The 20,572-nt window shown below is 72.0% G+C and carries 20 protein-coding genes, 1 tRNA gene and 1 pseudogene; 17 read left to right on the top strand and 5 right to left on the bottom strand.

Going from position 1 to position 20,572, the window contains the following annotated elements:
* The first annotated feature begins 65 nt into the window (after nt 1-65).
* Nucleotides 66-521: a DUF4383 domain-containing protein gene (locus COO58_RS03300; protein WP_098743761.1), complete on the top strand. Its 456-nt coding sequence runs from the start codon at nt 66-68 to the stop codon at nt 519-521.
* 114 nt (nt 522-635) lie between these two features.
* Nucleotides 636-1,112, top strand: coding sequence for a DUF4383 domain-containing protein (locus tag COO58_RS03295; RefSeq protein WP_091582503.1), 477 nt, complete (start codon nt 636-638; stop codon nt 1,110-1,112).
* Here the strand turns inward: COO58_RS03295 and COO58_RS03290 are convergent.
* A complete protein-coding gene (locus tag COO58_RS03290; protein WP_091582500.1) occupies nt 1,102-1,767 on the bottom strand; it encodes a TetR/AcrR family transcriptional regulator in 666 nt (221 codons plus the stop codon). The two genes, COO58_RS03295 and COO58_RS03290, sit on opposite strands and share 11 nt — an antisense overlap.
* Nucleotides 1,768-1,844: 77 nt before the next feature.
* On the opposite strand from COO58_RS03290, the gene COO58_RS03285 reads away from it, so the two are divergent.
* The 9 genes and pseudogenes from COO58_RS03285 (at nt 1,845) to cysN (ending at nt 10,336) form a co-directional block, all read left to right on the top strand.
* The gene (locus COO58_RS03285; protein ID WP_098746063.1) at nt 1,845-2,705 is read left to right on the top strand and encodes a helix-turn-helix domain-containing protein; all 861 of its coding nucleotides are present in this window, start codon (nt 1,845-1,847) and stop codon (nt 2,703-2,705) included.
* 15 nt (nt 2,706-2,720) lie between these two features.
* Nucleotides 2,721-2,792 (top strand) — tRNA-Gln (locus COO58_RS03280).
* A gap of 76 nt (nt 2,793-2,868) precedes the next feature.
* Nucleotides 2,869-4,431, top strand: a pseudogene (gene glmU / locus COO58_RS03275) (bifunctional UDP-N-acetylglucosamine diphosphorylase/glucosamine-1-phosphate N-acetyltransferase GlmU); the annotation flags it as partial.
* A gap of 55 nt (nt 4,432-4,486) precedes the next feature.
* Entirely contained in the window at nt 4,487-5,467 is a 981-nt protein-coding gene (locus tag COO58_RS03270; protein WP_091582494.1) for a ribose-phosphate diphosphokinase, read from the top strand.
* Between the two features lie 283 nt (nt 5,468-5,750).
* Nucleotides 5,751-6,443, top strand: coding sequence for a 50S ribosomal protein L25/general stress protein Ctc (locus COO58_RS03265; RefSeq protein WP_098743758.1), 693 nt, complete (start codon nt 5,751-5,753; stop codon nt 6,441-6,443).
* Between the two features lie 97 nt (nt 6,444-6,540).
* A complete protein-coding gene (gene pth, locus COO58_RS03260; protein WP_091582488.1) occupies nt 6,541-7,131 on the top strand; it encodes an aminoacyl-tRNA hydrolase in 591 nt (196 codons plus the stop codon).
* Between the two features lie 75 nt (nt 7,132-7,206).
* Entirely contained in the window at nt 7,207-8,040 is an 834-nt protein-coding gene (locus COO58_RS03255) for an inositol monophosphatase family protein (RefSeq protein WP_091582485.1), read from the top strand.
* 80 nt (nt 8,041-8,120) lie between these two features.
* Entirely contained in the window at nt 8,121-9,032 is a 912-nt protein-coding gene (cysD, locus tag COO58_RS03250; protein ID WP_091582481.1) for a sulfate adenylyltransferase subunit CysD, read from the top strand.
* Entirely contained in the window at nt 9,032-10,336 is a 1,305-nt protein-coding gene (gene cysN / locus COO58_RS03245) for a sulfate adenylyltransferase subunit CysN (RefSeq protein WP_091582478.1), read from the top strand. Before cysD ends, cysN begins: the two co-directional genes overlap by 1 nt.
* An 87-nt stretch (nt 10,337-10,423) precedes the next feature.
* Here the strand turns inward: cysN and galK are convergent, their stop codons facing one another.
* Nucleotides 10,424-11,593 carry a galactokinase gene (gene galK, locus COO58_RS03240; RefSeq protein ID WP_098743756.1) on the bottom strand — a complete coding sequence of 390 codons (1,170 nt, stop codon included), beginning with the start codon at nt 11,591-11,593 and terminating at the stop codon, nt 10,424-10,426.
* Nucleotides 11,594-11,604: 11 nt separating this feature from the next.
* Nucleotides 11,605-12,588, bottom strand: a complete 984-nt coding sequence (galE, locus tag COO58_RS03235; RefSeq protein ID WP_091582472.1) for a UDP-glucose 4-epimerase GalE — start codon at nt 12,586-12,588, stop codon at nt 11,605-11,607.
* Nucleotides 12,589-12,765: 177 nt separating this feature from the next.
* On the opposite strand from galE, the gene COO58_RS03230 reads away from it, so the two are divergent.
* The 6 genes from COO58_RS03230 to COO58_RS03205 all read left to right on the top strand — a co-directional run bounded on the left by COO58_RS03230 (nt 12,766) and on the right by COO58_RS03205 (nt 17,334).
* On the top strand, nt 12,766-13,782 hold the full coding sequence (locus COO58_RS03230) for a hemolysin family protein (protein ID WP_098743755.1): 1,017 nt from the start codon (nt 12,766-12,768) through the stop codon (nt 13,780-13,782).
* A gap of 33 nt (nt 13,783-13,815) precedes the next feature.
* Nucleotides 13,816-14,841, top strand: coding sequence for a tryptophan--tRNA ligase (trpS, locus tag COO58_RS03225; protein ID WP_091582467.1), 1,026 nt, complete (start codon nt 13,816-13,818; stop codon nt 14,839-14,841).
* A 31-nt stretch (nt 14,842-14,872) separates the two neighbouring features.
* Entirely contained in the window at nt 14,873-15,448 is a 576-nt protein-coding gene (locus COO58_RS03220) for a 2'-5' RNA ligase family protein (RefSeq protein WP_245666898.1), read from the top strand.
* A gap of 56 nt (nt 15,449-15,504) precedes the next feature.
* Nucleotides 15,505-16,446, top strand: coding sequence for a YhjD/YihY/BrkB family envelope integrity protein (locus tag COO58_RS03215; protein ID WP_091582460.1), 942 nt, complete (start codon nt 15,505-15,507; stop codon nt 16,444-16,446).
* Nucleotides 16,443-16,817: a GntR family transcriptional regulator gene (locus COO58_RS03210; protein ID WP_091582458.1), complete on the top strand. Its 375-nt coding sequence runs from the start codon at nt 16,443-16,445 to the stop codon at nt 16,815-16,817. The genes COO58_RS03215 and COO58_RS03210 overlap by 4 nt, the downstream gene beginning before the upstream one ends.
* Nucleotides 16,818-16,890: 73 nt before the next feature.
* Nucleotides 16,891-17,334, top strand: a complete 444-nt coding sequence (locus COO58_RS03205) for a hypothetical protein (RefSeq protein ID WP_091582454.1) — start codon at nt 16,891-16,893, stop codon at nt 17,332-17,334.
* Nucleotides 17,335-17,483: 149 nt separating this feature from the next.
* Here COO58_RS03205 and COO58_RS03200 read toward each other — a convergent pair whose 3' ends face one another.
* Together COO58_RS03200 and COO58_RS03195 are read right to left on the bottom strand one after the other, a co-directional pair.
* Nucleotides 17,484-19,118 carry a glycoside hydrolase family 13 protein gene (locus COO58_RS03200; RefSeq protein WP_091582452.1) on the bottom strand — a complete coding sequence of 545 codons (1,635 nt, stop codon included), beginning with the start codon at nt 19,116-19,118 and terminating at the stop codon, nt 17,484-17,486.
* Between the two features lie 266 nt (nt 19,119-19,384).
* Nucleotides 19,385-20,455, bottom strand: a complete 1,071-nt coding sequence (locus COO58_RS03195; RefSeq protein ID WP_091582450.1) for a LacI family DNA-binding transcriptional regulator — start codon at nt 20,453-20,455, stop codon at nt 19,385-19,387.
* Nucleotides 20,456-20,572: the final 117 nt, after the last annotated feature.

Genomic DNA, 20,572 nt, shown 5'->3' with positions numbered 1-20,572 from the left:
CTGACCGGCGTACGCGACAATCAGCGGCGGAACCCTCGTCCGAACGGTCTTTTGGAGACGCAGAGATGGCCCACACCCCCGTCAACCACCCCGCGCGGCCGATCTACCGGGCGATCGGCGGGCTCGTTGGTCTGTACTTCGTCGTCTTCGGCGGCCTCGGCATCATCGCCAGCGCCGGCAACGACTTCTTCGCGCAGGACGACACCAAGGTCCTCGGCCAGGGCACCAACATGGGCTTCTCGCTGCTGTCGGTGCTCATCGGCGTGGTGATCCTGGTCGGCACCGCGATCGGCCGCAACCTCGACGTGGCGATCAACCAGTGGCTGGCCTACACCCTGATGGCCATCGGCCTGGCCGCGCTCGCGTTCCTCCAGACCGACGCCAACATCGTCAACTTCTCGATCATGACGGTGATCGTGGTCCTGACCCTCGCGCTGGTGCTCCTGATGGTCGGCATGTACGGCAAGGTCGGCACCGACGACGAGCACGAGGCCTGGCAGAAGGCCCGCCTGGTGCTCTGACCCGATCCACCCCGAAGGCCCGGCGTGCGCGCCGGGCCTTCGGCGTTTTCCGGTACGGGAACCGGCGCCCCGGGTGACAATTGCCCCGAATCAGTCAGATGGCTGGAGGGCTCCATGGCGCACTTCCCGGTGAACCATCCCGCGCGACCGCTCTACCGGCTGCTGTCCGGGCTCATCGGTCTCTACATCCTGGTCTTCGGGGTCTACGGCGTCTTCCAGACCTGGGGAGACGGGCTGTTCGGTCGGGACAGCAACTGGGCCCTCGGACTCCGTACCAACCTGGCCTTCTCGCTGGTCTCGGTGATCTTCGGCGCGGTCCTGATCGTCGGCGCGTCCCGCCGGAACAACCTCGGGCACTACATGAACCTCACCGCCGGCGCGGTCTTCCTGGTCACCGGCATCCTGATGATGTCCGTGCTCCAGACCTCGGCGAACTTCCTGAACTTCTCGATGTCCACCGTCATCGTGTCGCTGCTGTTCGGGCTGATCCTGCTCGCCACCGGCCTGTACGACAAGGTCGGACCGCCGGAGCACGCGGAGGAGGAACGCCGCCGCCGCTACCACCCGGTCGCCGAGAGCCCTAACCCCTGATCGGGCCCGGCTTCGACTCCAGGTGCGACAGGCCGTTCCAGGCCAGGTTCACCAGGTGCGCGGCCACCGTCTCCTTGCGCGGCTTGCGCACCTCCAGCCACCAGCGCCCGGTCAACGCCACCATGCCCACCAGCGCCTGGGAGTAGAGCTCCGCCAGCTTCGGCTCATAGCCCCGGCTGGAGAACTCGGCGCCGAGGATGTGCTCCACCTGGTGCGCGACGTCGTTCATCACGCTGCTGAAGTTGCCCGTCGCCGACATCAGCGGCGACTCACGGACCAGCACCCGGAAGCCGCTGGTCTCCTCCTCGATGTAGGTGAGCAGCGTCAGCGCCGCCTGCTCCAGCAACTCGCGCGGGTGGCCCGCGGTCAGCGCCGTGGTGATCCGGTCCAGCAGCGAACGGACCTCCCGGTCCACCACCACCGCGTAGAGCCCCTCCTTGCCGCCGAAGTGCTCGTAGACCACCGGCTTGGAGACCTTCGCCCGCGCCGCCACCTCCTCGATCGAGGTGGCGTCGAACCCGCGCTCGGCGAAGATCTGCCGAGCGATCGAGATCAACTGCTCGCGCCGCTGCGCCGCGGACATCCGCACCCGGGACGGCTTCGCCGCCGGGACGGCCCGTCGGCGAGAGCGGTCGCTACCGGGAACATCGGTCACCCGACCCATCCTGCCAGGCGCTGCTCACCTGGGCCGACCGGTCGGTCGGTGTCGTACGTACGTTCTAATCTGTGCCGATGACCGATCCGCTCGCCGCCGAGGCGCGCCGTCTGCGCGTCGAGGAACAGCTCTCCGTCGCCGAGATCCGGGCCCGGCTGGGCATCGGTCGTGATCGCGTCTACACGCTGCTGCGCGGTGTGCCGCCCCCCGAACGGACCCGCCGACCCCGTGCCCGGGACGACGACCGTGCCGAGGCCGTGCGGTTGCGCGCGGCCGGCCGGTCGGTCAACCAGATCGCGGAGCAGCTCGGCGTGGCGAAGTCGACGGCCTACCAGTGGGTGCGGCACCTGCCGCTGGATCCGGACGAGGCGACCGCCGAGCGGCGTCGCGCGCACTCCAAGGCGATGACGGACGCCCGCTGGAGCGCCTACCGGGAGTCGCGGGACGCGGCGCAGGCTGCCGAGCATGCCCGGGCGGCGGGTGCGGTCGGCGGCCTCGGGGAGCGGGATCTGCTGCTGCTGGGCGCGGCGATCTACTGGTGTGAGGGGGCCAAGTCCAAGCCGTGGCGGCGGCCGGTGACGGTGCAGTTCGTCAACAGCGACCCCGGTCTGCTGGCCCTGTTCCTGAGGTTCCTCGACGTCTGCGGCGTGGACCGGGCGGTGCCGACCTACCGGGTGAGCATCCACGAGTCGGCCGACGCCGAGGCTGCCGTCCGGTGGTGGGCGCAGCGGTTGCGCCTCCCTGCGGATCGGTTCCGCCGGACCGTGCTCAAGCGGCACAACCCGACGACGGTGCGGCGGAACACCGGCGACACCTATCACGGGTGCCTGGTGATCACTGTGCCGCGCAGCCGTGCGCTCTACTGGCGGATCGAAGGTATGATCTCCGAGCTGTTCCGGATCGCGGACGAGGATCGAGCCCAAGAGGGCGACCCGTAGGTCTTGACACGGCAATGGGGTGTGGGGTAACGGCAACCCGCAGGCCTTTGGAGCCTTGAGCTCCTGGTTCGAATCCAGGCACCCCAGCTCATCCGCCGGATCGCCCGTGGGCGGACGGCGTTTGTGTGGCCGGATGCGAATTGTGGCGAGCCGCGTGGTTAGCATGACCGCGAGACTGTCGCCGTCCCGACGGGAGCACGTCGTGTCCCAGCCCCACCTCCGCACCGTTGTCGTGCTCGCCGCCGGTGAGGGCAAGCGGATGAAGTCGTCCCTGCCCAAGGTGCTGCACCCACTGCTCGGCCGTACCCTGCTCGGTCACGTCCTCGCCGCGGCCGGGCCACTGGGCGCCGACCGCACGGTCGTCGTGGTCGGCCACGGCGCCGACCAGGTACGGGAACACCTGACCGAGGTCGCGCCGGCGGCCACCCCGGTGCTCCAGGAGCGGCAGCTCGGCACCGGGCACGCGGTCCGGATCGCGCTGGACGCGGTGCCGGAGGCGACCGGCACGGTCGTGGTGATCAACGGCGACGTGCCGCTGCTGCGGCCGGCGACCGTCGAGGCCCTGGTCGAGGCGCACGAGGGCGCGGGCGCGGCGGCGACCGTGCTGGCCGCCGAGGTGCCCGACCCGACCGGGCTGGGCCGGATCGTGCGGGACACGCAGGGCCAGCTGGAGCAGATCGTCGAGGAGCGGGACGCCACGCCGCAGCAGCGCGCGCTGCGCGAGATCAACGCGGGCATCTACGCGTTCGACGTGGCCCAGCTGCGGGAGGCGTTGGGCAAGCTGTCCACCGACAACGACCAGGGCGAGGAATACCTGACCGACGTCTTCGCCCTGCTGCGGGACGCCGGCGAGCCGGTGGCGGTGCACTGCGCCGCCGACCACGTGGAGACGCTCGGTTGCAACGACCGGGTGGAGCTGGCCGGGCTGCGCCGGCTGCTGCGCGACCGGGTCAACGAGGGCTGGATGCGCACCGGCGTGAGCATCCTCGACCCGCACACCACCTGGATCGACGTGACGGTGACCGTGGAGAAGGACGCGGTGATCGACCAGAACACCCAGCTCCAGGGCGCCACCGTGGTGGGCGCGGGCGCGCTGGTCGGGCCGGACACCACGCTCGTCGACACCGTGGTGGGCGAGGAGGCCAGCGTGGTGCGCAGCCACGCGGTGGGCGCCGAGGTGGGCCCACAGGCCAGCGTCGGGCCGTACGCGTACCTGCGGCCGGAGTCGCGGCTGGCCCGCAAGGCGAAGGTCGGCACGTTCGTGGAGACCAAGAAGGCGTCGATCGGTGAGGGCTCGAAGGTGCCGCACCTGTCGTACGTGGGGGACGCGACGATCGGCGAGCACAGCAACATCGGCGCGGCGACGGTCTTCGTCAACTACGACGGTGTGCGCAAGCACCACACCACCATCGGCAGTCACGCGCGTACCGGGGCGGACAACATGTTCGTGGCGCCGGTGCGGGTGGGCGACGGCGCGTACACCGCGGCCGGTTCGGTGATCATCGCGGACGTGCCGCCGGGCGCGATGGCGGTGGCGCGGGGTCAGCAGCGCAACGTGGAGGGCTGGGTGGTGCGCAAGCGGTCCGGCACGGCCGCCGCGGAGGCGGCGCAGCGGGCCCGCGAGGGTGCGTCGGAGCCGGGTGTGGCCGCAAGCGAAGGTGACTGACTCCACGGGGACCGCCGGGCCGTGGGTGGACCGGTGAACCCGGGGGATACTGCAACCGAACAGTCCCCGGCCCACCGCCGCCGGGTACCACCGACATACGGGAGCAGACGGGCCCATGGGCAGCATCGTCGCCGAGAACCGCAAGAGCCTGATGCTCTTTTCCGGACGGGGTTTTCCGGAGCTGGCCAAGGAGATCGGTGAGGTGCTCGGCGTCGCGCCGACGCCGGCCGACGCGTACGAGTTCGCCAACGGTGAGATCTTCGTACGGTTCAAGGACTCGGTCCGTGGTTCGGACGCCTTCGTGGTGCAGTCCGTGACGCACGGCGTGAACACCTGGGTCATGGAGACCCTGATCATGGTCGACGCGCTGAAGCGTGGTTCGGCCAAGCGGATCACCGTGGTGCTGCCGTTCTACCCCTACTCGCGGCAGGACAAGAAGCACCGCGGCCGGGAGCCGATCTCGGCGCGGCTGGTGGCCGACCTGCTGAAGACCGCGGGCGCGAACCGGATCCTGACGGTGGACCTGCACACCGCGCAGATCCAGGGCTTCTTCGACGGCCCGGTGGACCACCTGTTCGCGATGGACGTGCTGGCCGAGTACGTGGAGCACAAGTACGCCGGCCGCCCGATGACGGTGGTGGCGCCGGACTCGGGCCGGGTGCGGGTGGCGGAGCGCTGGACGGACCGCTTGGGCGGTTGCCCGCTGGCGTTCATCCACAAGACGCGGGACCCGATGAAGCCGAACCAGGTGGTGGCGAACCGCGTGGTCGGTGAGGTCGAGGGTCGGGTCTGCCTGATCGTCGACGACATGATCGACACCGGTGGCACGATCACCAAGGCGGCCGACATCCTCAAGGAGTCGGGGGCGGCGGAGATCGTGGTGGCCTCGACCCACGCGCTGCTGTCCGACCCGGCGACCGAGCGGTTGAAGAACAGCCCGATCAGCGAGGTCGTGGTGACGAACACGCTGCCGCTGCCGCCGGAGAAGCAGCTGGACAAGCTGACCGTGCTGTCGATCGCCCCGCTTCTGGCGCGGGCGATCCGGGAGGTCTTCGACGACGGTTCGGTGACCACCCTGTTCGGTGGCCTGAGCTGATGGCGGGCCCGGTCGCCGGCGTGGTCCGGCGGCCGGGCCGTTGCCCTGCGCGCCGGCCGGCGCGGTGATATGGGGGACTGCCGGAAAGCCCGGAATCCGCTCGGGTAGACTGGTGCGGTTGCCACGGCGAGGGTGCCCGGCGGGCTGCTGACAAGCACCGCACGGAGGCGCCGTCATCGACGCGGTGCTCCGGGCGGTCGTTCATGACCTTGAGCCCCAGCGAGCCCCTCGCCCAGCACCGCCAGACGACAAGCCGCCGCAGCGAAGCATCAGGAGTTTCCCCGTGTCCGAGGTAAAGATCAGCGCCGAGCCCCGTACCGAGTTCGGCAAGGGTGGTGCCCGTCGTACCCGCCGGGCCGGCAAGGTGCCCGCCGTGCTGTACGGCCACGGCGAGAAGCCCAAGCACATCGCGTTGCCGGCGCGTGACTTCGCCGCCGCGATCCGCAAGGGCGGCGCGAACCAGCTCTTCGCGATCGAGGTGAGCGACGGCACCCAGGTGCTGGCGCTGCCGAAGGCGATCCAGCGTGACCCGATCAAGGACACCTTCGAGCACGTGGACCTGCTGCTGGTCCGGCGCGGCGAGAAGGTCACCGTCGAGGTCCCGGTCCAGCTGACCGGCGAGGCCGCGAAGGACACCCTGATCGTGCACGACCACGACACCCTGTCGGTGACCGCCGACGCCACCAAGGTGCCGGACCACCTGGAGGCGTCGATCGAGGGCGCCGAGCCGGGCACCACGATCACCGCCGCCGACGTCGAGCTACCCTCGGGCGTGGAGCTGGCCACCGACGAGGAGACCGCTGTCGCCTCGGTGACCGCCGCCCCGACCGCCGAGCAGCTCGAGGCCACCCTCCCCGAGGTCGAGGTCGCCGAGGACGAGGCCGAGGCCGAGGTCGGCGAGGAGACCGCCGAGGGCGAAGAGGGCACCCCGGCCGAGGGCGAGCCGGCTGCCGAGGAGCCGAAGACCGAGGCCTGATCGGCCCGCAGGCTGTGCGACAGGCGTCCCCGGTTCCCGGGGGCGCCTGTCGGCGTATCGCCAGGGGGGTCGTGGGGAAGAGCGGAAGGGACGTGGCGTGACGGACGAGGCGGGGCCGTGGCTGGTGGTCGGCCTGGGCAACCCGGGTCGGGAGTACGCGGCCAACCGGCACAACGTCGGCTTCATGGTGGCCGACCTGCTGGCCGCCCGGGTGGGCGCGAAGTTCGGCCGGCACAAGCGGGCGGTGGCGGAGGCGGCCGAGGGACGGCTGGGGTTCGGCGGCCCGAAGCTGGTGCTGCTGAAGCCGTTGACCTACATGAACCTTTCCGGCGGCCCGGTGGCCGGGCTGGCCCAGTTCCACAAGATCCCGCCGGCCCGGGTGATCGCGGTGCACGACGAGCTGGACATCCCGTACGGGCAGGTGCGGGTCAAGTGCGGCGGCGGCGAGGGCGGCCACAACGGGCTGCGGTCGATGTCGAAGTCGCTCGGCACGAAGGACTACGTCCGGGTGCGGTTCGGGATCGGTCGTCCGCCCGGCCGGCAGGATCCGGCGGACTACGTGCTGTCGGACTTCTCCGCCGCGGAGCGCAAGGAGCTGGAGTTCCTGGTGGACCGCGCGGCGGACGTGGTGGAGTCGGTGGTCACCAAGGGTGTGGAGCCGACGCAGAACCTGTATCACGGGGGTTGACCGGCAGGTCGCTCGCCGGCCGGTAGTCTGCGCCTTTGCGACGGGAGCGAAGGCAGCGACGGGAGCGAAGACACCATGGGCAGTCCTCCGATGATCGACGGCGCGTTCGCGCGCTGGCTCGCGTCGCGGGCCGGGCAGGCGCTGATGGCCCTGCGCGCGGAGATGGGCTTCGCCGACGCCGGGGCGTTGCGGTCCGCCGGCGACAAGATCTCGCACGATCTGATCCGCACCGAGCTGGCGCGGTGGCGCCCGGCGGACGCGGTGCTGTCGGAGGAGGACGAGGGGTCGCGGCTGGCCTGGACCGCCGAGGTGAGCGACGAGGCGATGCCCCGGTTGACCGCGGACCGGGTGTGGATCGTCGACCCGCTGGACGGCACCCGGGAGTACGCCGAGGACGGGCGCGCGGACTGGGCGGTGCACGTGGCGCTCTGGTCGCGGCACGCGCCCTCGCCGCACGGTCTGGTGGCGGGGGCGGTGGGACTGCCGGCGCAGCACCGGGTGCTGGGCACCGACTACCCGCCGGCGTACCCGCCGATGCGCTTGGAGGCGGCCACGGCGGCCGGCGCGCGGACCATCCGGTTGGCGGCCAGTCGTAGCCGTCCGCCGGTTTTCCTGACCGATCTGGCAGAGGACGTCGGCGCTCATCTGGTCCCGATGGGCTCGGCGGGCGCGAAGATCGCCGCCGTGGTGACCGGCGAGGTCGACGCGTACATCCACGCGGGCGGTCAGTACGAGTGGGACTCCGCCGCTCCGGTCGCTGTGGCGACGGCCACCGGATTGCATGCTTCCCGGATCGACGGTTCTGCGCTGGAATACAACGGGGCCGACCCTCGCCTACCCGATCTGCTGGTCTGCCGCAAGGATCTCGCGGGTCGGTTGCTTGCAGCGCTGCAGCGGCATTCCGGGTAACCTGAGCAATCTTCTTCACGACTCCGACCGGAAAGGTCTGGAATCCCGATGTGCGGATCCGAGCGAATCGAGTTCGTGTCATGACGTCCCCCGCCGCGTACCAGGTGTCGCACCTCGACGCGCTCGAGGCGGAGAGCATCTTCGTGATGCGCGAGGTCGTCGCCGAGATGGAGCGGCCGGTGCTGCTCTTCTCCGGCGGCAAGGACTCGATCGTGATGCTCCGGTTGGCCCAGAAGGCGTTCGCCCCGGCCAACATCCCGTTCCCGGTGATGCACGTGGACACCGGGCACAACTTCCCCGAGGTGCTCGACTACCGCGACCAGCGGGTGGCCGAGCTGGGCCTGCAGCTCATCGTCGCCAGCGTGCCGGAGGCCCTGAACAAGGGCATGGTCCGCGAGTCGGCCGACGGCATGCGCAACCGCATCCAGACCCCGGTGCTGCTCGACGCGGTGGAGAAGCACCGGTTCGACGCGCTCTTCGGCGGCGCCCGGCGGGACGAGGAGAAGGCCCGGGCCAAGGAGCGGGTGTTCAGCTTCCGCGACGAGTTCGGCCAGTGGGACCCGAAGAACCAGCGCCCGGAGCTGTGGTCGCTCTACAACGGCCGGCACCACCCCGGTGAGTCGATCCGGGTGTTCCCGCTGTCCAACTGGACCGAGCTGGACGTCTGGCACTACATCGCGCGGGAGCGGATCCCGCTGCCGTCGATCTACTACGCGCACGAGCGCGAGGTGATCGAGCGCGACGGCATGTTCTACGCGGTCAACGAGTTCTTCCGGGCCCGCGCCGGTGAGCAGCCGTTCAAGGCCCAGGTGCGGTACCGGACCGTGGGCGACGCCTCCTGCACCGCGGCGGTCCGCTCGGACGCCGACACGGTGGAGAAGGTGATCGAGGAGGTGGCCGCCACCCGGATCACCGAGCGCGGCGCGACCCGCGGCGACGACCGGGTCAGCGAGGCCGCCATGGAGGACCGCAAGCGAGAGGGCTACTTCTGATGAGCGTCGAGACTGTGGCGCCGGCCGAGGCCGACGCGTCGGCCCGGCCGATGGACCTGCTGCGGTTCGCCACCGCCGGCAGCGTCGACGACGGCAAGTCGACCCTGATCGGCCGGCTGCTGTACGACACCAAGTCGCTCTTCAGCGACCAGCTCGCCGCGGTCGAGGCGGTCAGCGCCGCGCGGGGCGACGAATACACCAACCTGGCGCTGCTCACCGACGGCCTGCGCGCCGAGCGGGAGCAGGGCATCACCATCGACGTGGCGTACCGCTACTTCGCCACCCCGCGGCGGAAGTTCATCATCGCCGACACCCCCGGGCACATCCAGTACACCCGGAACATGGTCACCGGCGCCTCCACCGCCGATCTGGCGCTGATCCTGGTGGACGCGCGCAAGGGCCTGGTGGAGCAGTCCCGCCGGCACGCCTTCCTCTGTTCGCTGCTGCGGGTGCCGCACCTGGTCCTGTGCGTGAACAAGATGGACCTGGTCGACTGGTCGCAGGAGGTGTTCGAGCGGATCGCCGACGAGTTCACCGCGTTCGCCGCGAAGCTCGACGTGCCGGACCTGACCGTGGTGCCGATCTCCGCGCTGCGCGGCGACAACATCGTCTCCCGCTCCGAGAACATGCAGTGGTACGAGGGCCCGTCGCTGCTGCACCACCTGGAGCGGGTGCACATCGCCTCCGACCGCAACCTGGTCGACGTGCGGTTCCCGGTGCAGTACGTGATCCGGCCGCAGTCCACCACCGTCACCGACTACCGTGGCTACGCCGGCCAGGTGGCCTCGGGCGTGCTCAAGCCGGGCGACGAGGTGATGGTGCTGCCGTCGGGCTTCACCAGTCGCATCGCCGCGGTGGAGACCGCCGACGGGCCGGTGGACGAGGCGTTCCCGCCGATGTCGGTGACGGTCCGGCTGACCGACGAGATCGACATCTCCCGCGGTGACATGATCTGCCGGCCGAACAACGCGCCGATGGTCGCGCAGGACATCGAGGCGATGGTCTGCTGGATGGACGAGAGCCGGCCGTTGCAGGTCGGCGGCAGGTACGCGATCAAGCACACCACCCGTACGGCGCGGACGATCGTGCGGGAGCTGCACTACCGGCTGGACGTCAACTCGCTGCACCGGGACGAGTCGGCCGGCGAGCTGAAGCTCAACGAGATCGGCCGGGTGCGGCTGCGTACCACCGTCCCGTTGCTCGCCGACGAGTACCGGCGCAACCGCACCACCGGCGGGTTCGTCATCATCGACGAGGCCACCAACCGGACGGTCGGCGCCGGCATGATCGTCGAAGCCGGCTGACCCTGGCGTAAGGAAGGGCCCCTTGTTAACAGTGAGTGTTAACAAGGGGCCCTTCCTCTACCGCAGGCGTTAATAGGGGGCCCTTCCTTACAAGCGGGTCGCGCCGCCGGCGGGCTGGACGGTGAGCGTGCCGGGGGCGGCGAAGCCGCGCTCGGCGTACGCGGCGGCCACCGCCTCGGCCACCGTGTCGGCGGCGTCCGCGTCGACCAGGGCGAGCACGCAGCCGCCGAACCCGCCGCCGGTCATCCGCGCGCCGTGGGCGCCGGCGGCGAGCGCCGCCTCGACCGCGGTGTCGACCTCCGGCACGGTGATCTCGAAGTCCTCGCGCATCGAGGCGTGCGACGCGGTCAGCAGCGGGCCGATCTCGCGGACCCGGCCGGCGCGCAGCAACGCGACCGTGTCGAGCACCCGCTGGTCCTCGGTGACCACGTGCCGGACCCGGCGGCGGGTCTCGTCGTCGTCGAGGCGGGCCAGCGCCGCGTCGAGGTCGGCGGTGGGTACGTCGCGCAGGGCGGCCACGCCGAGCGTCGCGGCGGCCCGCTCGCAGCTCTTGCGCCGGGCGGCGTACTCGCCGTCGGCGTGCCGGTGCGGGGCGCGGCTGTCCACGACCAGCACGGCCAGCCCGGCCGCGGCCGGGTCGAACGGGATCTGCTCGACCTCCTCGGTGCGGCAGTCGAGGAAGAGCGCGTGCCCTTCCCGACCCCGGATCACCGCGGACTGGTCCATGATCCCGGTGGGCGCGCCGACGTAGTCGTTCTCGGCCCGCTGGGCGAGCCGGGGCCAGCGCTCGGCGGGCAGGTCCAGCGCGCCGAGGTCGACCAGGGCGGCCAGCACGGCCGACTCGATCGCGGCCGACGAGGAGAGCCCGGAGCCGACCGGGACGTCGGAGGCGATGGCGAGGCGCGCGCCGGGGACGTCGAGGCCGGCGGCGCGTAGCGCCCACACCACCCCGGCCACGTAGGCGGCCCAGCCGTCGACCCGGCCGGGGTCGTCGGCCTCCTCGGCCCCGAACTCCACCGGCTCGTCGTCCAGCTCCGACCAGACCGTCCAGCGCCGGTCCGGCCCGGGCGCCGCGGCGACCACGGTACGCAGCGGCAGCGCGAAGGGCAGCACGAAGCCGTCGTTGTAGTCGGTGTGCTCGCCGATCAGGTTGACCCGCCCGGGAGCCGCCCAGCGGCCCGCCGGCTCGGCGCCGTACCGCTGCCGGAAGCCGGCGGTGGCGCGGTCGGTGACGTCGCCGCGGCGACCGTCACCCACGCTCGCGGGGCTCACGCGGGCCGACCGACGTGCTCGCGGTAGAACGCCCAGGCGTCGCCGACCATGTCGTGCAGCGTCGGCTTCGCCGGCGTCCACCCGAGTTCGTCGCGGGCCAGGGCGGACGACGCGACCAGTTCGGCGGGGTCGCCCTCGCGGCGCGGCGCCACCTCGACCGGCACCGGGTGGCCGGTGACCTCGCGGACCACGTCGACGACCTGCCGGTTGGTGAAGCCGTTGCCGTTGCCCAGGTTGTAGATCCGGTGCCGGCCCGGGGTGGCCGCGTCGAGGGCGAGCAGGTGGGCGCGGGCCAGGTCCTCGACGTGGATGTAGTCGCGCACGCAGGTGCCGTCGACGGTCGGGTAGTCGTCGCCGAAGAGTTGGAGCTTCTCCCGGCGGCCGGCGGCCACGTCGAGGGCGATCGGGATGAGGTGCGTCTCCGGTTCGTGCCGTTCGCCGATGGCGAGCCCGTCGTGCAGGTAGGCCCCGGCGACGTTGAAGTAGCGCAGCGAGACGGCGCCCAGGTCGTGCGCGACCGCCTCGGAGGTGAGCGCCATGTCGACGGCCAGTTTCGTCGCGCCGTAGGTGTTGGTGGGGGCCTTGACGGCGGTTTCCGGGATGGGCAACTCGGTGGGGTTGCCGTAGACGGCGGCGGTGGAGGAGAACACCATCCGGGGCACCCGGGCGGCGCGGACCGCGTCGATCAGGGCGAGTGAGCCGACGGTGTTGGTGTGCCAGTAGAGCTCCGGCTTGATCATCGACTCGCCGGCGGCGATCAGCGCGGCGAAGTGCAGCACGCCGTCGAACCCGGCGTCGGGGGTGAGCACCCGGGCGGCCTCGTGCACCGACAGCTCGACGTGCGTCGCCTCGGGGGCGAGCGCCTCGCGGTGGCCGGTGCGCAGGTCGTCCAGCACGGTCACCTGGTGGCCGTGGTCGAGCAGCATCCGGGTCACCACGCTGCCGATGTAGCCGGCGCCGCCGGTGACGAGCAGTTTCACGTGAGGTCCTCCTCCGCCTGGCCGCGTTCCGCGTCGGCCGTCCGTGATCACCCTACGGCCGACGGCTGTGCCACCGCTGTCGAGTGAGCCTCCCTCCATTCCATCACAATCCATCAGGGTTGAACAGATCCGAACATTCGGGCGGGCGGACGGTGTCCGCTGTCTACCATCCTTGTCATGCGGGAGGCAGGTGGTCCCGGGCCTCGGCGGCGACCGCCGGGGCGGCCCCGGCGCGAACCCGGCCCGCTCGCCCGGACCGTGGCCCGCCTCGTGGTCCGCGCCGCCGACGGCGCCACCCGCCTGGTCACCGACCTGCTCGGGGCGAGCCCCACCGCCGGCCGCGAGCGGATCAGCGAGGCGGAGCTGCGCGACCTGGTCGCGGCGAACACGCTGCTCGACCCGGACGAGCGGCGGATCATCGACGAGGTGCTGGTGGCCGGCGCGCGGCTGGTCCGCGAGGTGATGGTGCCCCGCACCGAGGTGGTCTTCCTCGCCGCCGGCCTGCCCGTGGCCGCGGCGCAGCGGCTGGTCCGCGACGACCCGCACACCCGCTACCCCGTGGTCGACGGCACCCACGACGACGTGGTCGGCCTGGTGCACCTGCGCGACGTGCTGCTGCGCCCGGGCCCGGACGCCCGGGCCACCGTCGGCGAGCTGACCCGTGAGGTCAAGCGGCTGCCGGACAGCAAACGGGTGCTCGCGGCGCTGACCGAAATGCGCCGCGAGGGCCACCACCTGGCCGTGGTGGTCGACGAGTACGGCGGCACCGCCGGCATCGTGACCTGCGAGGACCTGGTCGAGGAACTGGTCGGGGAGATCCACGACGAGGGCCACGGGCCGCCCGACGCCGAGCCCGCCGGTCTCCCTGCCGTGGTCGACGGTCGGCTCAACCTGACCGACTTCGCCGAGCGCACCGGGGTGCCGTTGCCCGCCGGCCCGTACGAGACGGTCGGCGGCTACGTGATGGCCGCGCTGGGCCGGCTGCCGGTGGCCGGCGACGAGGTGCCGGTGGCCGTCGACCCGGTCGACGGATCGGGACCGGCCGATCCGGAGGGCTGGCTGCTGCGGGTGCTGGCGCTCGACGGCCGACGGGTGTCCCGCCTGGTGGTCTCCGCGGCGCGGCTGCCCGAGCCCCGGCGCGAGGTCAGCGGCCCGCCGCCGGCCGTACCCGCCCGACCCGCCGGCCCGTCATGACGGACGCCGGGGCTTGCTGACAGAATTGCCGCCATGTCCGACGTACCCGCCCGGCCGCGCGTCTTCTCCGGCATCCAGCCGACCGCCGACTCGTTCCACCTCGGCAACTACCTGGGCGCGCTGCGGCACTGGGTGGCCCTGCAGGAGAGCCACGACGCGTTCTACTGCGTGGTGGACCTGCACGCGATCACCGCCGGGCACGAACCGAAGGTGCTCAAGCAGCGCAGCCGGGTGGCCGCCGCGCAGCTCTTCGCGCTGGGCATCGACCCGGACCGCAGCACCCTGTTCGTCCAGTCGCAGGTGCCCGAGCACCCGCAGCTGGCCTGGGTGCTCGGCTGCATCACCGGCTTCGGCGAGGCCGGCCGGATGACCCAGTTCAAGGACAAGTCGCAGAAGCAGGGCAGCGAGCGGGCCAGCGTCGGCCTGTTCACCTACCCGATCCTGCAGGCCGCCGACATCCTGCTCTACCAGGCGAACGCGGTGCCGGTCGGCGAGGACCAGCGGCAGCACCTGGAGCTCTCGCGCGACCTGGCCCAGCGGTTCAACTCGCTGTTCGGGCCGACCTTCACGATGCCCGCCCCGCACATCGTGAAGGACACCGCGAAGATCACCGACCTGCAGGACCCGACGGCCAAGATGTCGAAGTCGTCCTCCTCGCCGGCCGGGATCATCGACCTCCTGGAGGATCCGGCCCGCTCGGCCAAGAAGATCCGCTCGGCGGTCACCGACACCGGCCGCGAGATCGTCTTCGACGCCGAGGGCAAGCCGGGCATCTCCAACCTGCTGACCATCTACTCCGCGCTCTCCGGCCGCGGCATCGACGACCTGGTCGCCGCGTACGACGGCAAGGGCTACGGCGACCTGAAGAAGGACCTCGCCGAGGTGGTGCGGGAGTTCGTCACGCCGATCCAGGCGCGCACCAACGGCTACCTGGACGACCCGGCCCAGCTCGACAAGCTGCTCGCCCGGGGCGCGGAGAAGGCCCGGGCGGTGGCGGCCGAGACGCTGCGCACCGCGTACGAGCGGGTGGGCTTCTTCCCGCCGGTACGGTTCGAGTAGCGGCCCGGGCGGGGCGGGAGTGACGCAGTCGGTGGCCGGAGGGACGGCGCGCAACGTGGCGGGCGGTGACGCGGCGCGGGACGGCGGCGACACGATCCAGATCGGGATCGCGGTCGACGTCCCCGAACCGTGGGGCGGGCAGCTCACCCGCCGCCGGATCTCCGCCGGCGACCCGCAGGCGGTCCCCGCGCACGTCACCCTTCTCGGCCCCACCGAGATCCCGGTACGCGCGCTGCCGGCCGTCGAGGAGCACCTGGCCCGGGTGGCGGCCACGCACCTGCCGTTCACCCTGCACCTGCGCGGCACCGGCACGTTCCGCCCGGTCACCCAGGTGGTGTTCGTGGCGGTGGCCGCCGGGATCAGCGAGTGCGAGCTGCTCGCCGCCGCCATCAACTCCGCCCCCGAACTGCGCCGGGAAGCGCGCTTCCCCTACCACCCGCACGTGACGGTGGCCCAGGACGTGCCGCCCGAGGTGCTGGACAAGGCGTACGAGGACCTGGCCGACTTCTCCGCGCTGTTCGAGGTGGACGCGTTCACGCTCTTCTCGCACAGCGGGGCGACCCGGTGGCAGCCCCGCCGCGACTTCCGGCTCGGCGGCCCGCGCTGAGCACTCGGCCGGCCGGGCCGCCTCCGCCGGGAGCGGGGATCGGCGAGGATGACGGAGTGAACGTCTTCGGCCGGATCGAGACGGCCATCGGGCGCCGTATCGACGCGGCTCGTGGTCGCTCGTCGGTCTTCGACCACCTCTGGCTGGCCGGGACGCTCTACGCCGACCTGATGGCCGGCCGGCTCGCCGCCGCCATCGCCTACTACGGGTTCTTCGCCGTGTTCGCGCTCGCCCTGGTCGCGTACTGGATCTTCGGCGCGGTGCTGCGGGACAACGAGGAGGTCAGCCGCGCGGCGGCCGACTTCCTGCGGGACAACCTGCCCTTCCTCGACCCGGCCCAGATCTCCGAGAGCAGCAACACCGTCGGCGTGGTCGGCCTGGTCATCCTGGTCTTCACCGGCATCGGCTGGGTGGAGGCGATCCGTTCCTCGCAGCGCCTGATGTACGGCTTCAACCAGCAGCCCGGCAACCTGGTGGTGCGCCGGCTGGTCGACCTGGGCGTGCTGGTCGCGGTCTTCGTGCTGCTCTTCGTCTCGGTCGCCGCCGTCGACGCGCTGGAGTCGCTGCTGCGGTTCCTGCTGCGCAGCACCGGCTCGGTGGGCCTGACCACGGTCAGCGCGGTGCTGAGCGTGCTGGTCAACGCCGTGCTCGCCGCCGCGCTGCTGCTCGCCGTGCCCCGGCTGCGGATGAGCCGGCGGCGGCTGCGCCCGGCGGTGCTGACCGTCGCGGTCGGGATCACGCTGCTCAACACCGTGGGGCGCTACTACGTGGTCCGCACCGAGCGGAACCCGGCGTACACGGTGGTGGCGACCGCCGTGGGGCTGCTGCTCTACCTCTACCTGCTCAACCAACTGGTGCTCTTCGGCGCCGCGCTCGCCGCCACCAGCCGCTACGGCCGGGTGGTCGACCTGGCCGAGGGCGGGGCGCGGGAGGTGGACGTGGAGGCCGACGTGCTCGACGAGGAGACCGACCCGGGCACCCCCGGAGGCGGCGGATGAGCGCCCGGATACGGATCGACGCCGGGTCGGCCACCCCTCCGTACGAGCAGGTGCGCGCGCAGCTCGCGGCGATGGTGGGGGACGGGCGCCTGGCGGTGGGCACCCGGCTGCCCGCGGTCCGGCAGCTCGCCGCGGACCTGGGGCTGGCGGTGAACACCGTGGCCCGGGCCTACCGGGAGCTGGAGGCCGCCGGCCTGGTCGAGACCCGGGGTCGGCACGGCACCGTGGTGGCCCCGGGGCGGGACGACGCCACCGACCGGCTGCACCGTGCCGCCGCGGACTACGCCGCCGAGGCGCGTCGCCTGGGCGTCCCGCCGGAGCGGGCGCTCGCCCTGGTCCGTGCGGCGCTGGACGCCGGTACGCGTGGCTGAGAGCGGTCGCCTGAGCGGGGAGAGTCGGGGGATTGCGCTCCCCGGTCGTGCGGGCAACGACGATGATGGGCCGGTGGGCGCACTCGTGACACTGGACCTGCCGGACGACTCCCCGATGCTGGGCCTGCCGTGGATCATCACGTTCGCCCCGCTCGGGCCGGAGGACGAGTGGGAGCCGGTGGTCTGCGGGCCGTACGAGCGGCCGCACGCGCTCGCGCTGGCCGAGGCCGTGGTGGCCGAGGAGCAGCTGATGGCGGTGGTGGAGCCGCTGCTGCCGGCGCTGACGCCGGAGGAGATCCGGGGCGAGATCGCCGCCGCGCAGATCGCCGCCGCGGACGAGGCGGCCCAGGCCGACCAGGCGGATCTCTACGGTGACTTCGAGGACGTCATCGACGAGGAGCTGGAACTGGCCGCCGAGCGCCGGCCGGAGCCGGAGCCGGCCAACCCGCCGGACTCCGACGAGGTGCGCGCCGGGTTCGCCCGGATCGCCGCGCTGCTCACCGCCAAGGGCGGCTGACGACGAGGGTCCCCGATGGACACCGGCCCCCCGGGAGCGGACTCCCGAGGGGCCGGTACCACCTCACCCCCACCACAAGGGGTCGGCAGCCCAGCCGCCCGTCGGCGCGGAGCACAACGGACGACCAGGTCGTTGGCGGGTTACCCGGCTCAGCGCCGTTCGAACCACGCAGCTGCGTCCACCGGCAGGACGTGCCCGTCGCCCTGCTCGGTGAGATCGGCGCTGGCGACGAGCGGCCGGCCGAAGCCGGTCACCGTCACGTCGGCGCCGCTGATGTTGACCACGCAGGTCAGCTCGGTGTCCCCGGCGGTGCGGCGGAACGCCAGCACGCCGGGCTCGGTCTCCAGCCAGGTGATGCCACCGAGGCCGGCCAGCGCCGGGTGCGCACCGCGGATCCGCAGCGCGGCCCGGTAGAGCTCCAGCGTCGAGGAGGGCGTGCCGGTCTGCGCGGCCACCGAGAGGGACCGCCAGGTCGCCGGCGCCGGCAGCCAGCTCAGCTCGCTGCCGTCCGGCCCGAAGCCGTACGGGGCCAGCTCGCCGCTCCACGGGATCGGCACCCGGCAGCCGTCGCGGCTCTCCCCGGTGCGCCGGAACGCCGGGTCCTGGCGCAGCTCGTCGGGGAGGTCCAGCACCTCCGGCAGGCCCAGCTCCTCGCCCTGGTAGACGTAGGCGCAGCCGGGCAGCGCGAACATCAGCAGCGCGGCGGCGCGGGCGCGGCGCAGGCCGACCTCGCCGTCGCCGTACCGGGTGACGTGGCGCTGCCGGTCGTGGTTGGAGAGCACCCAGGTGGTGGGCGCGCCGACGATCGTCGACTCGGCGAGCGCGGTGTCGATCACCTTGCGGAACGAGTCGGCCGACCAGGTGGCGTCGAGGAAGTCGAAGCTGAACGCCTGGTGCAGCTCGTCCGGGCCGATGTAGCGGGCCAGCCGCTGCGGGGTCTCGGCCCAGGCCTCGGCGACCGCCATCCGACCGCCGGGGTAGCTGTCCAGGATGGGCCGCCAGGCGCGGTAGATGTCGTGCACCTCGTCCTGGTCGAAGTAGGGCAGCCGGCCCTTGCCGAGCAGCTCCGACTGGCGCTGGCCGGTGGTCATCGAGTTGAAGCCGACGTCCGGCAGGCCCTCGGCCTTGATCATCCCGTGCGCCACGTCGATCCGGAAGCCGTCCACGCCGCGGTCCAGCCAGAAGCGCAGGACGTCCTCGAACTCGGCCCGCACCTCGGGGTGGCGCCAGTTCAGGTCGGGCTGGGCCGGGTCGAACAGGTGCAGGTACCACTGGCCGTCGACCACCCGGGTCCACGCCGGGCCGCCGAAGATGCTCTCCCAGTCGTTCGGGGGCAGCTCGCCCTGCTCGCCCTTGCCGTCGGCGAACAGGTAGCGCTCGCGCTCCGGCGAGCCCGGACCGGCGGCGAGCGCCGCGGCGAACCACGGGTGCGCGCTGGAGGTGTGGTTGGGCACCAGGTCGACGATGATCCGCAGGCCCAGGGCGTGCGCGTCGGTGATCATCTCGTCGAAGTCGGTCAGGTTGCCGAAGAGCGGATCCACGTCCCGGTAGTCGGACACGTCGTAGCCGGCGTCGACCTGCGGCGAGGTGTAGAAGGGGGTCAGCCAGAGCGCGTCCACGCCGAGGTCACGCAGGTAGGGCAGGCGCTGCCGGATGCCCTGGAGGTCACCGACACCGTCGGAGTTCGCGTCGGCGAAGCTGCGGACGTAGACCTGGTAGACGACCGCGGACCGCCACCAGTCGTCGTCGGCGGCCAGCGGCGTGGGGGTGGGGGCAGAGGTCATCGGATGTCGATTCCCGTTCTGTGGTGGCGCAGGGTGTCTGAGCAGGATGCCGCGCCAGCTCTGCAAGAGTCAAGCATTCCTTGCGCAAGAAATGACACCGATCACCTCCCCGCCAGGAGGATCACGCTTCCACCCCCGTCCCGCATCCCGGGACACCCCGCGCAGAGCGCCGCCCCCGAGCGCACCCGCGATCTTGCAGTTGCGGCCCGTGACTCGCGGCTTTCACCCCTTCTGTCGGGGCCGAAACTGCAAGATCGACGGGGTGGTCAGGCGGGGACGGCCAGGGAGGTGGGGGCGGGGCGCTGGCGTTTGGGGGCGGTCGCGGGGCGGGTCACCGCGGTGGAGCCGCGTACCACCAGCTCGGGGCGGAACAGGTACTCGGAGTTGGGGGAGGGGTGGCCGTTGATCTCGTCGACCAGCGCCCGTACCGCCGCGACCGCCATGGCGGCGACCGGCTGGCGCACGGTGGTCAGCGGCGGGTCGGTGAACGCCATCAGCGGGGAGTCGTCGTACCCGACCACGGAGATGTCCTCGGGCACGGACAGGCCGCGCTGGCGGGCCGCCCGGATCGCGCCGAGCGCCATCAGGTCGGAGCCGCAGACCAGTCCGGTGGCGCCGCGCTCGATCAGCCGGCCGGCGGCGGCCTCGCCGCCCTCCACACCGAACAGGGACAGTTCGGTCAGCTCGGTCAGGTCCTCGTCGGAGATGTCGGTGAGGCGCCCCATCGCCGCCTTGTAGCCGGCGACCTTGCGCTGCACCGGGACGAACCGGTCCGGGCCGGTGATCAGGCCGATCCGCCGGTGCCCGAGCGCCACCAGGTGGGCGACGGCGAGTTCGGCGGACTCCCGGTCGTCGCAGGAGACGAAGGGCGCGGGGATGCCGGGGGCGTAGCCGTTGATCATGACGATCGGCAGCGGCCGGGCGAGCAGGGTGCGGTAGCGGTCGTGGTCCGCGGCCGTGTCGGCGTGCAGGCCGGAGACGAAGACGATGCCCGATACCTGGCGGTCCAGCAGCATCTCGACGTACTCGTCCTCGCGGACGCCGCCGGGGGTCTGGGTGCAGAGCACCGGCGTGTAGCCGGTCGGGGCGAGGGCGGACTCGATGATCTGGGCGAACGCCGGGAAGATCGGGTTGTCCAGCTCGGGCACGACCAGGCCGACCAGCCCGGCGCTGCGCTTGCGCAGCCGGGCCGGTCGCTCGTAGCCGAGCACGTCGAGGGCGGTGAGGACGGCCTGCCGGGTCTCCGGGGCCACTCCGGGGCGGTCGTTGAGCACCCGCGACACCGTGGCCTCGCTGACTTCGGCCTGTTGGGCGATGTCGGACAGTCGAGCGCGCATGGCGGCACTTTAGCTCAACGGCAAAGTCTTGCGTACACTTCTGCAAGCCCTTCCATTCTCTGCAACCTCTTGCTAACGTCCCCGCAACATGCGAGAGCAGCGGCGCAGCACCCCCGC

The organism is Micromonospora sp. WMMA1996, from assembly GCF_002573675.1.
Classification (GTDB): domain Bacteria; phylum Actinomycetota; class Actinomycetes; order Mycobacteriales; family Micromonosporaceae; genus Micromonospora; species Micromonospora sediminicola.
Note: the sequence above shows the minus strand (reverse complement) of the source record. Positions and strands in the feature narration are given on the sequence as shown.

Excerpts from the sequence above, each read along its gene's own strand:
- COO58_RS03200 (WP_091582452.1), bottom strand. The coding sequence starts at position 19,118 with ATGACCTCTGCCCCCACCCCCACGCCGCTGGCCGCCGACGACGACTGG.
- trpS (WP_091582467.1), top strand. The coding sequence starts at position 13,816 with ATGTCCGACGTACCCGCCCGGCCGCGCGTCTTCTCCGGCATCCAGCCG.
- COO58_RS03300 (WP_098743761.1), top strand. The coding sequence starts at position 66 with ATGGCCCACACCCCCGTCAACCACCCCGCGCGGCCGATCTACCGGGCG.
- COO58_RS03295 (WP_091582503.1), top strand. The coding sequence starts at position 636 with ATGGCGCACTTCCCGGTGAACCATCCCGCGCGACCGCTCTACCGGCTG.
- cysN (WP_091582478.1), top strand. The coding sequence starts at position 9,032 with ATGAGCGTCGAGACTGTGGCGCCGGCCGAGGCCGACGCGTCGGCCCGG.
- COO58_RS03285 (WP_098746063.1), top strand. The coding sequence starts at position 1,845 with ATGACCGATCCGCTCGCCGCCGAGGCGCGCCGTCTGCGCGTCGAGGAA.
- COO58_RS03210 (WP_091582458.1), top strand. The coding sequence starts at position 16,443 with ATGAGCGCCCGGATACGGATCGACGCCGGGTCGGCCACCCCTCCGTAC.
- COO58_RS03195 (WP_091582450.1), bottom strand. The coding sequence starts at position 20,455 with ATGCGCGCTCGACTGTCCGACATCGCCCAACAGGCCGAAGTCAGCGAG.
- COO58_RS03255 (WP_091582485.1), top strand. The coding sequence starts at position 7,207 with ATGGGCAGTCCTCCGATGATCGACGGCGCGTTCGCGCGCTGGCTCGCG.
- COO58_RS03270 (WP_091582494.1), top strand. The coding sequence starts at position 4,487 with ATGGGCAGCATCGTCGCCGAGAACCGCAAGAGCCTGATGCTCTTTTCC.
- cysD (WP_091582481.1), top strand. The coding sequence starts at position 8,121 with ATGACGTCCCCCGCCGCGTACCAGGTGTCGCACCTCGACGCGCTCGAG.
- COO58_RS03230 (WP_098743755.1), top strand. The coding sequence starts at position 12,766 with ATGCGGGAGGCAGGTGGTCCCGGGCCTCGGCGGCGACCGCCGGGGCGG.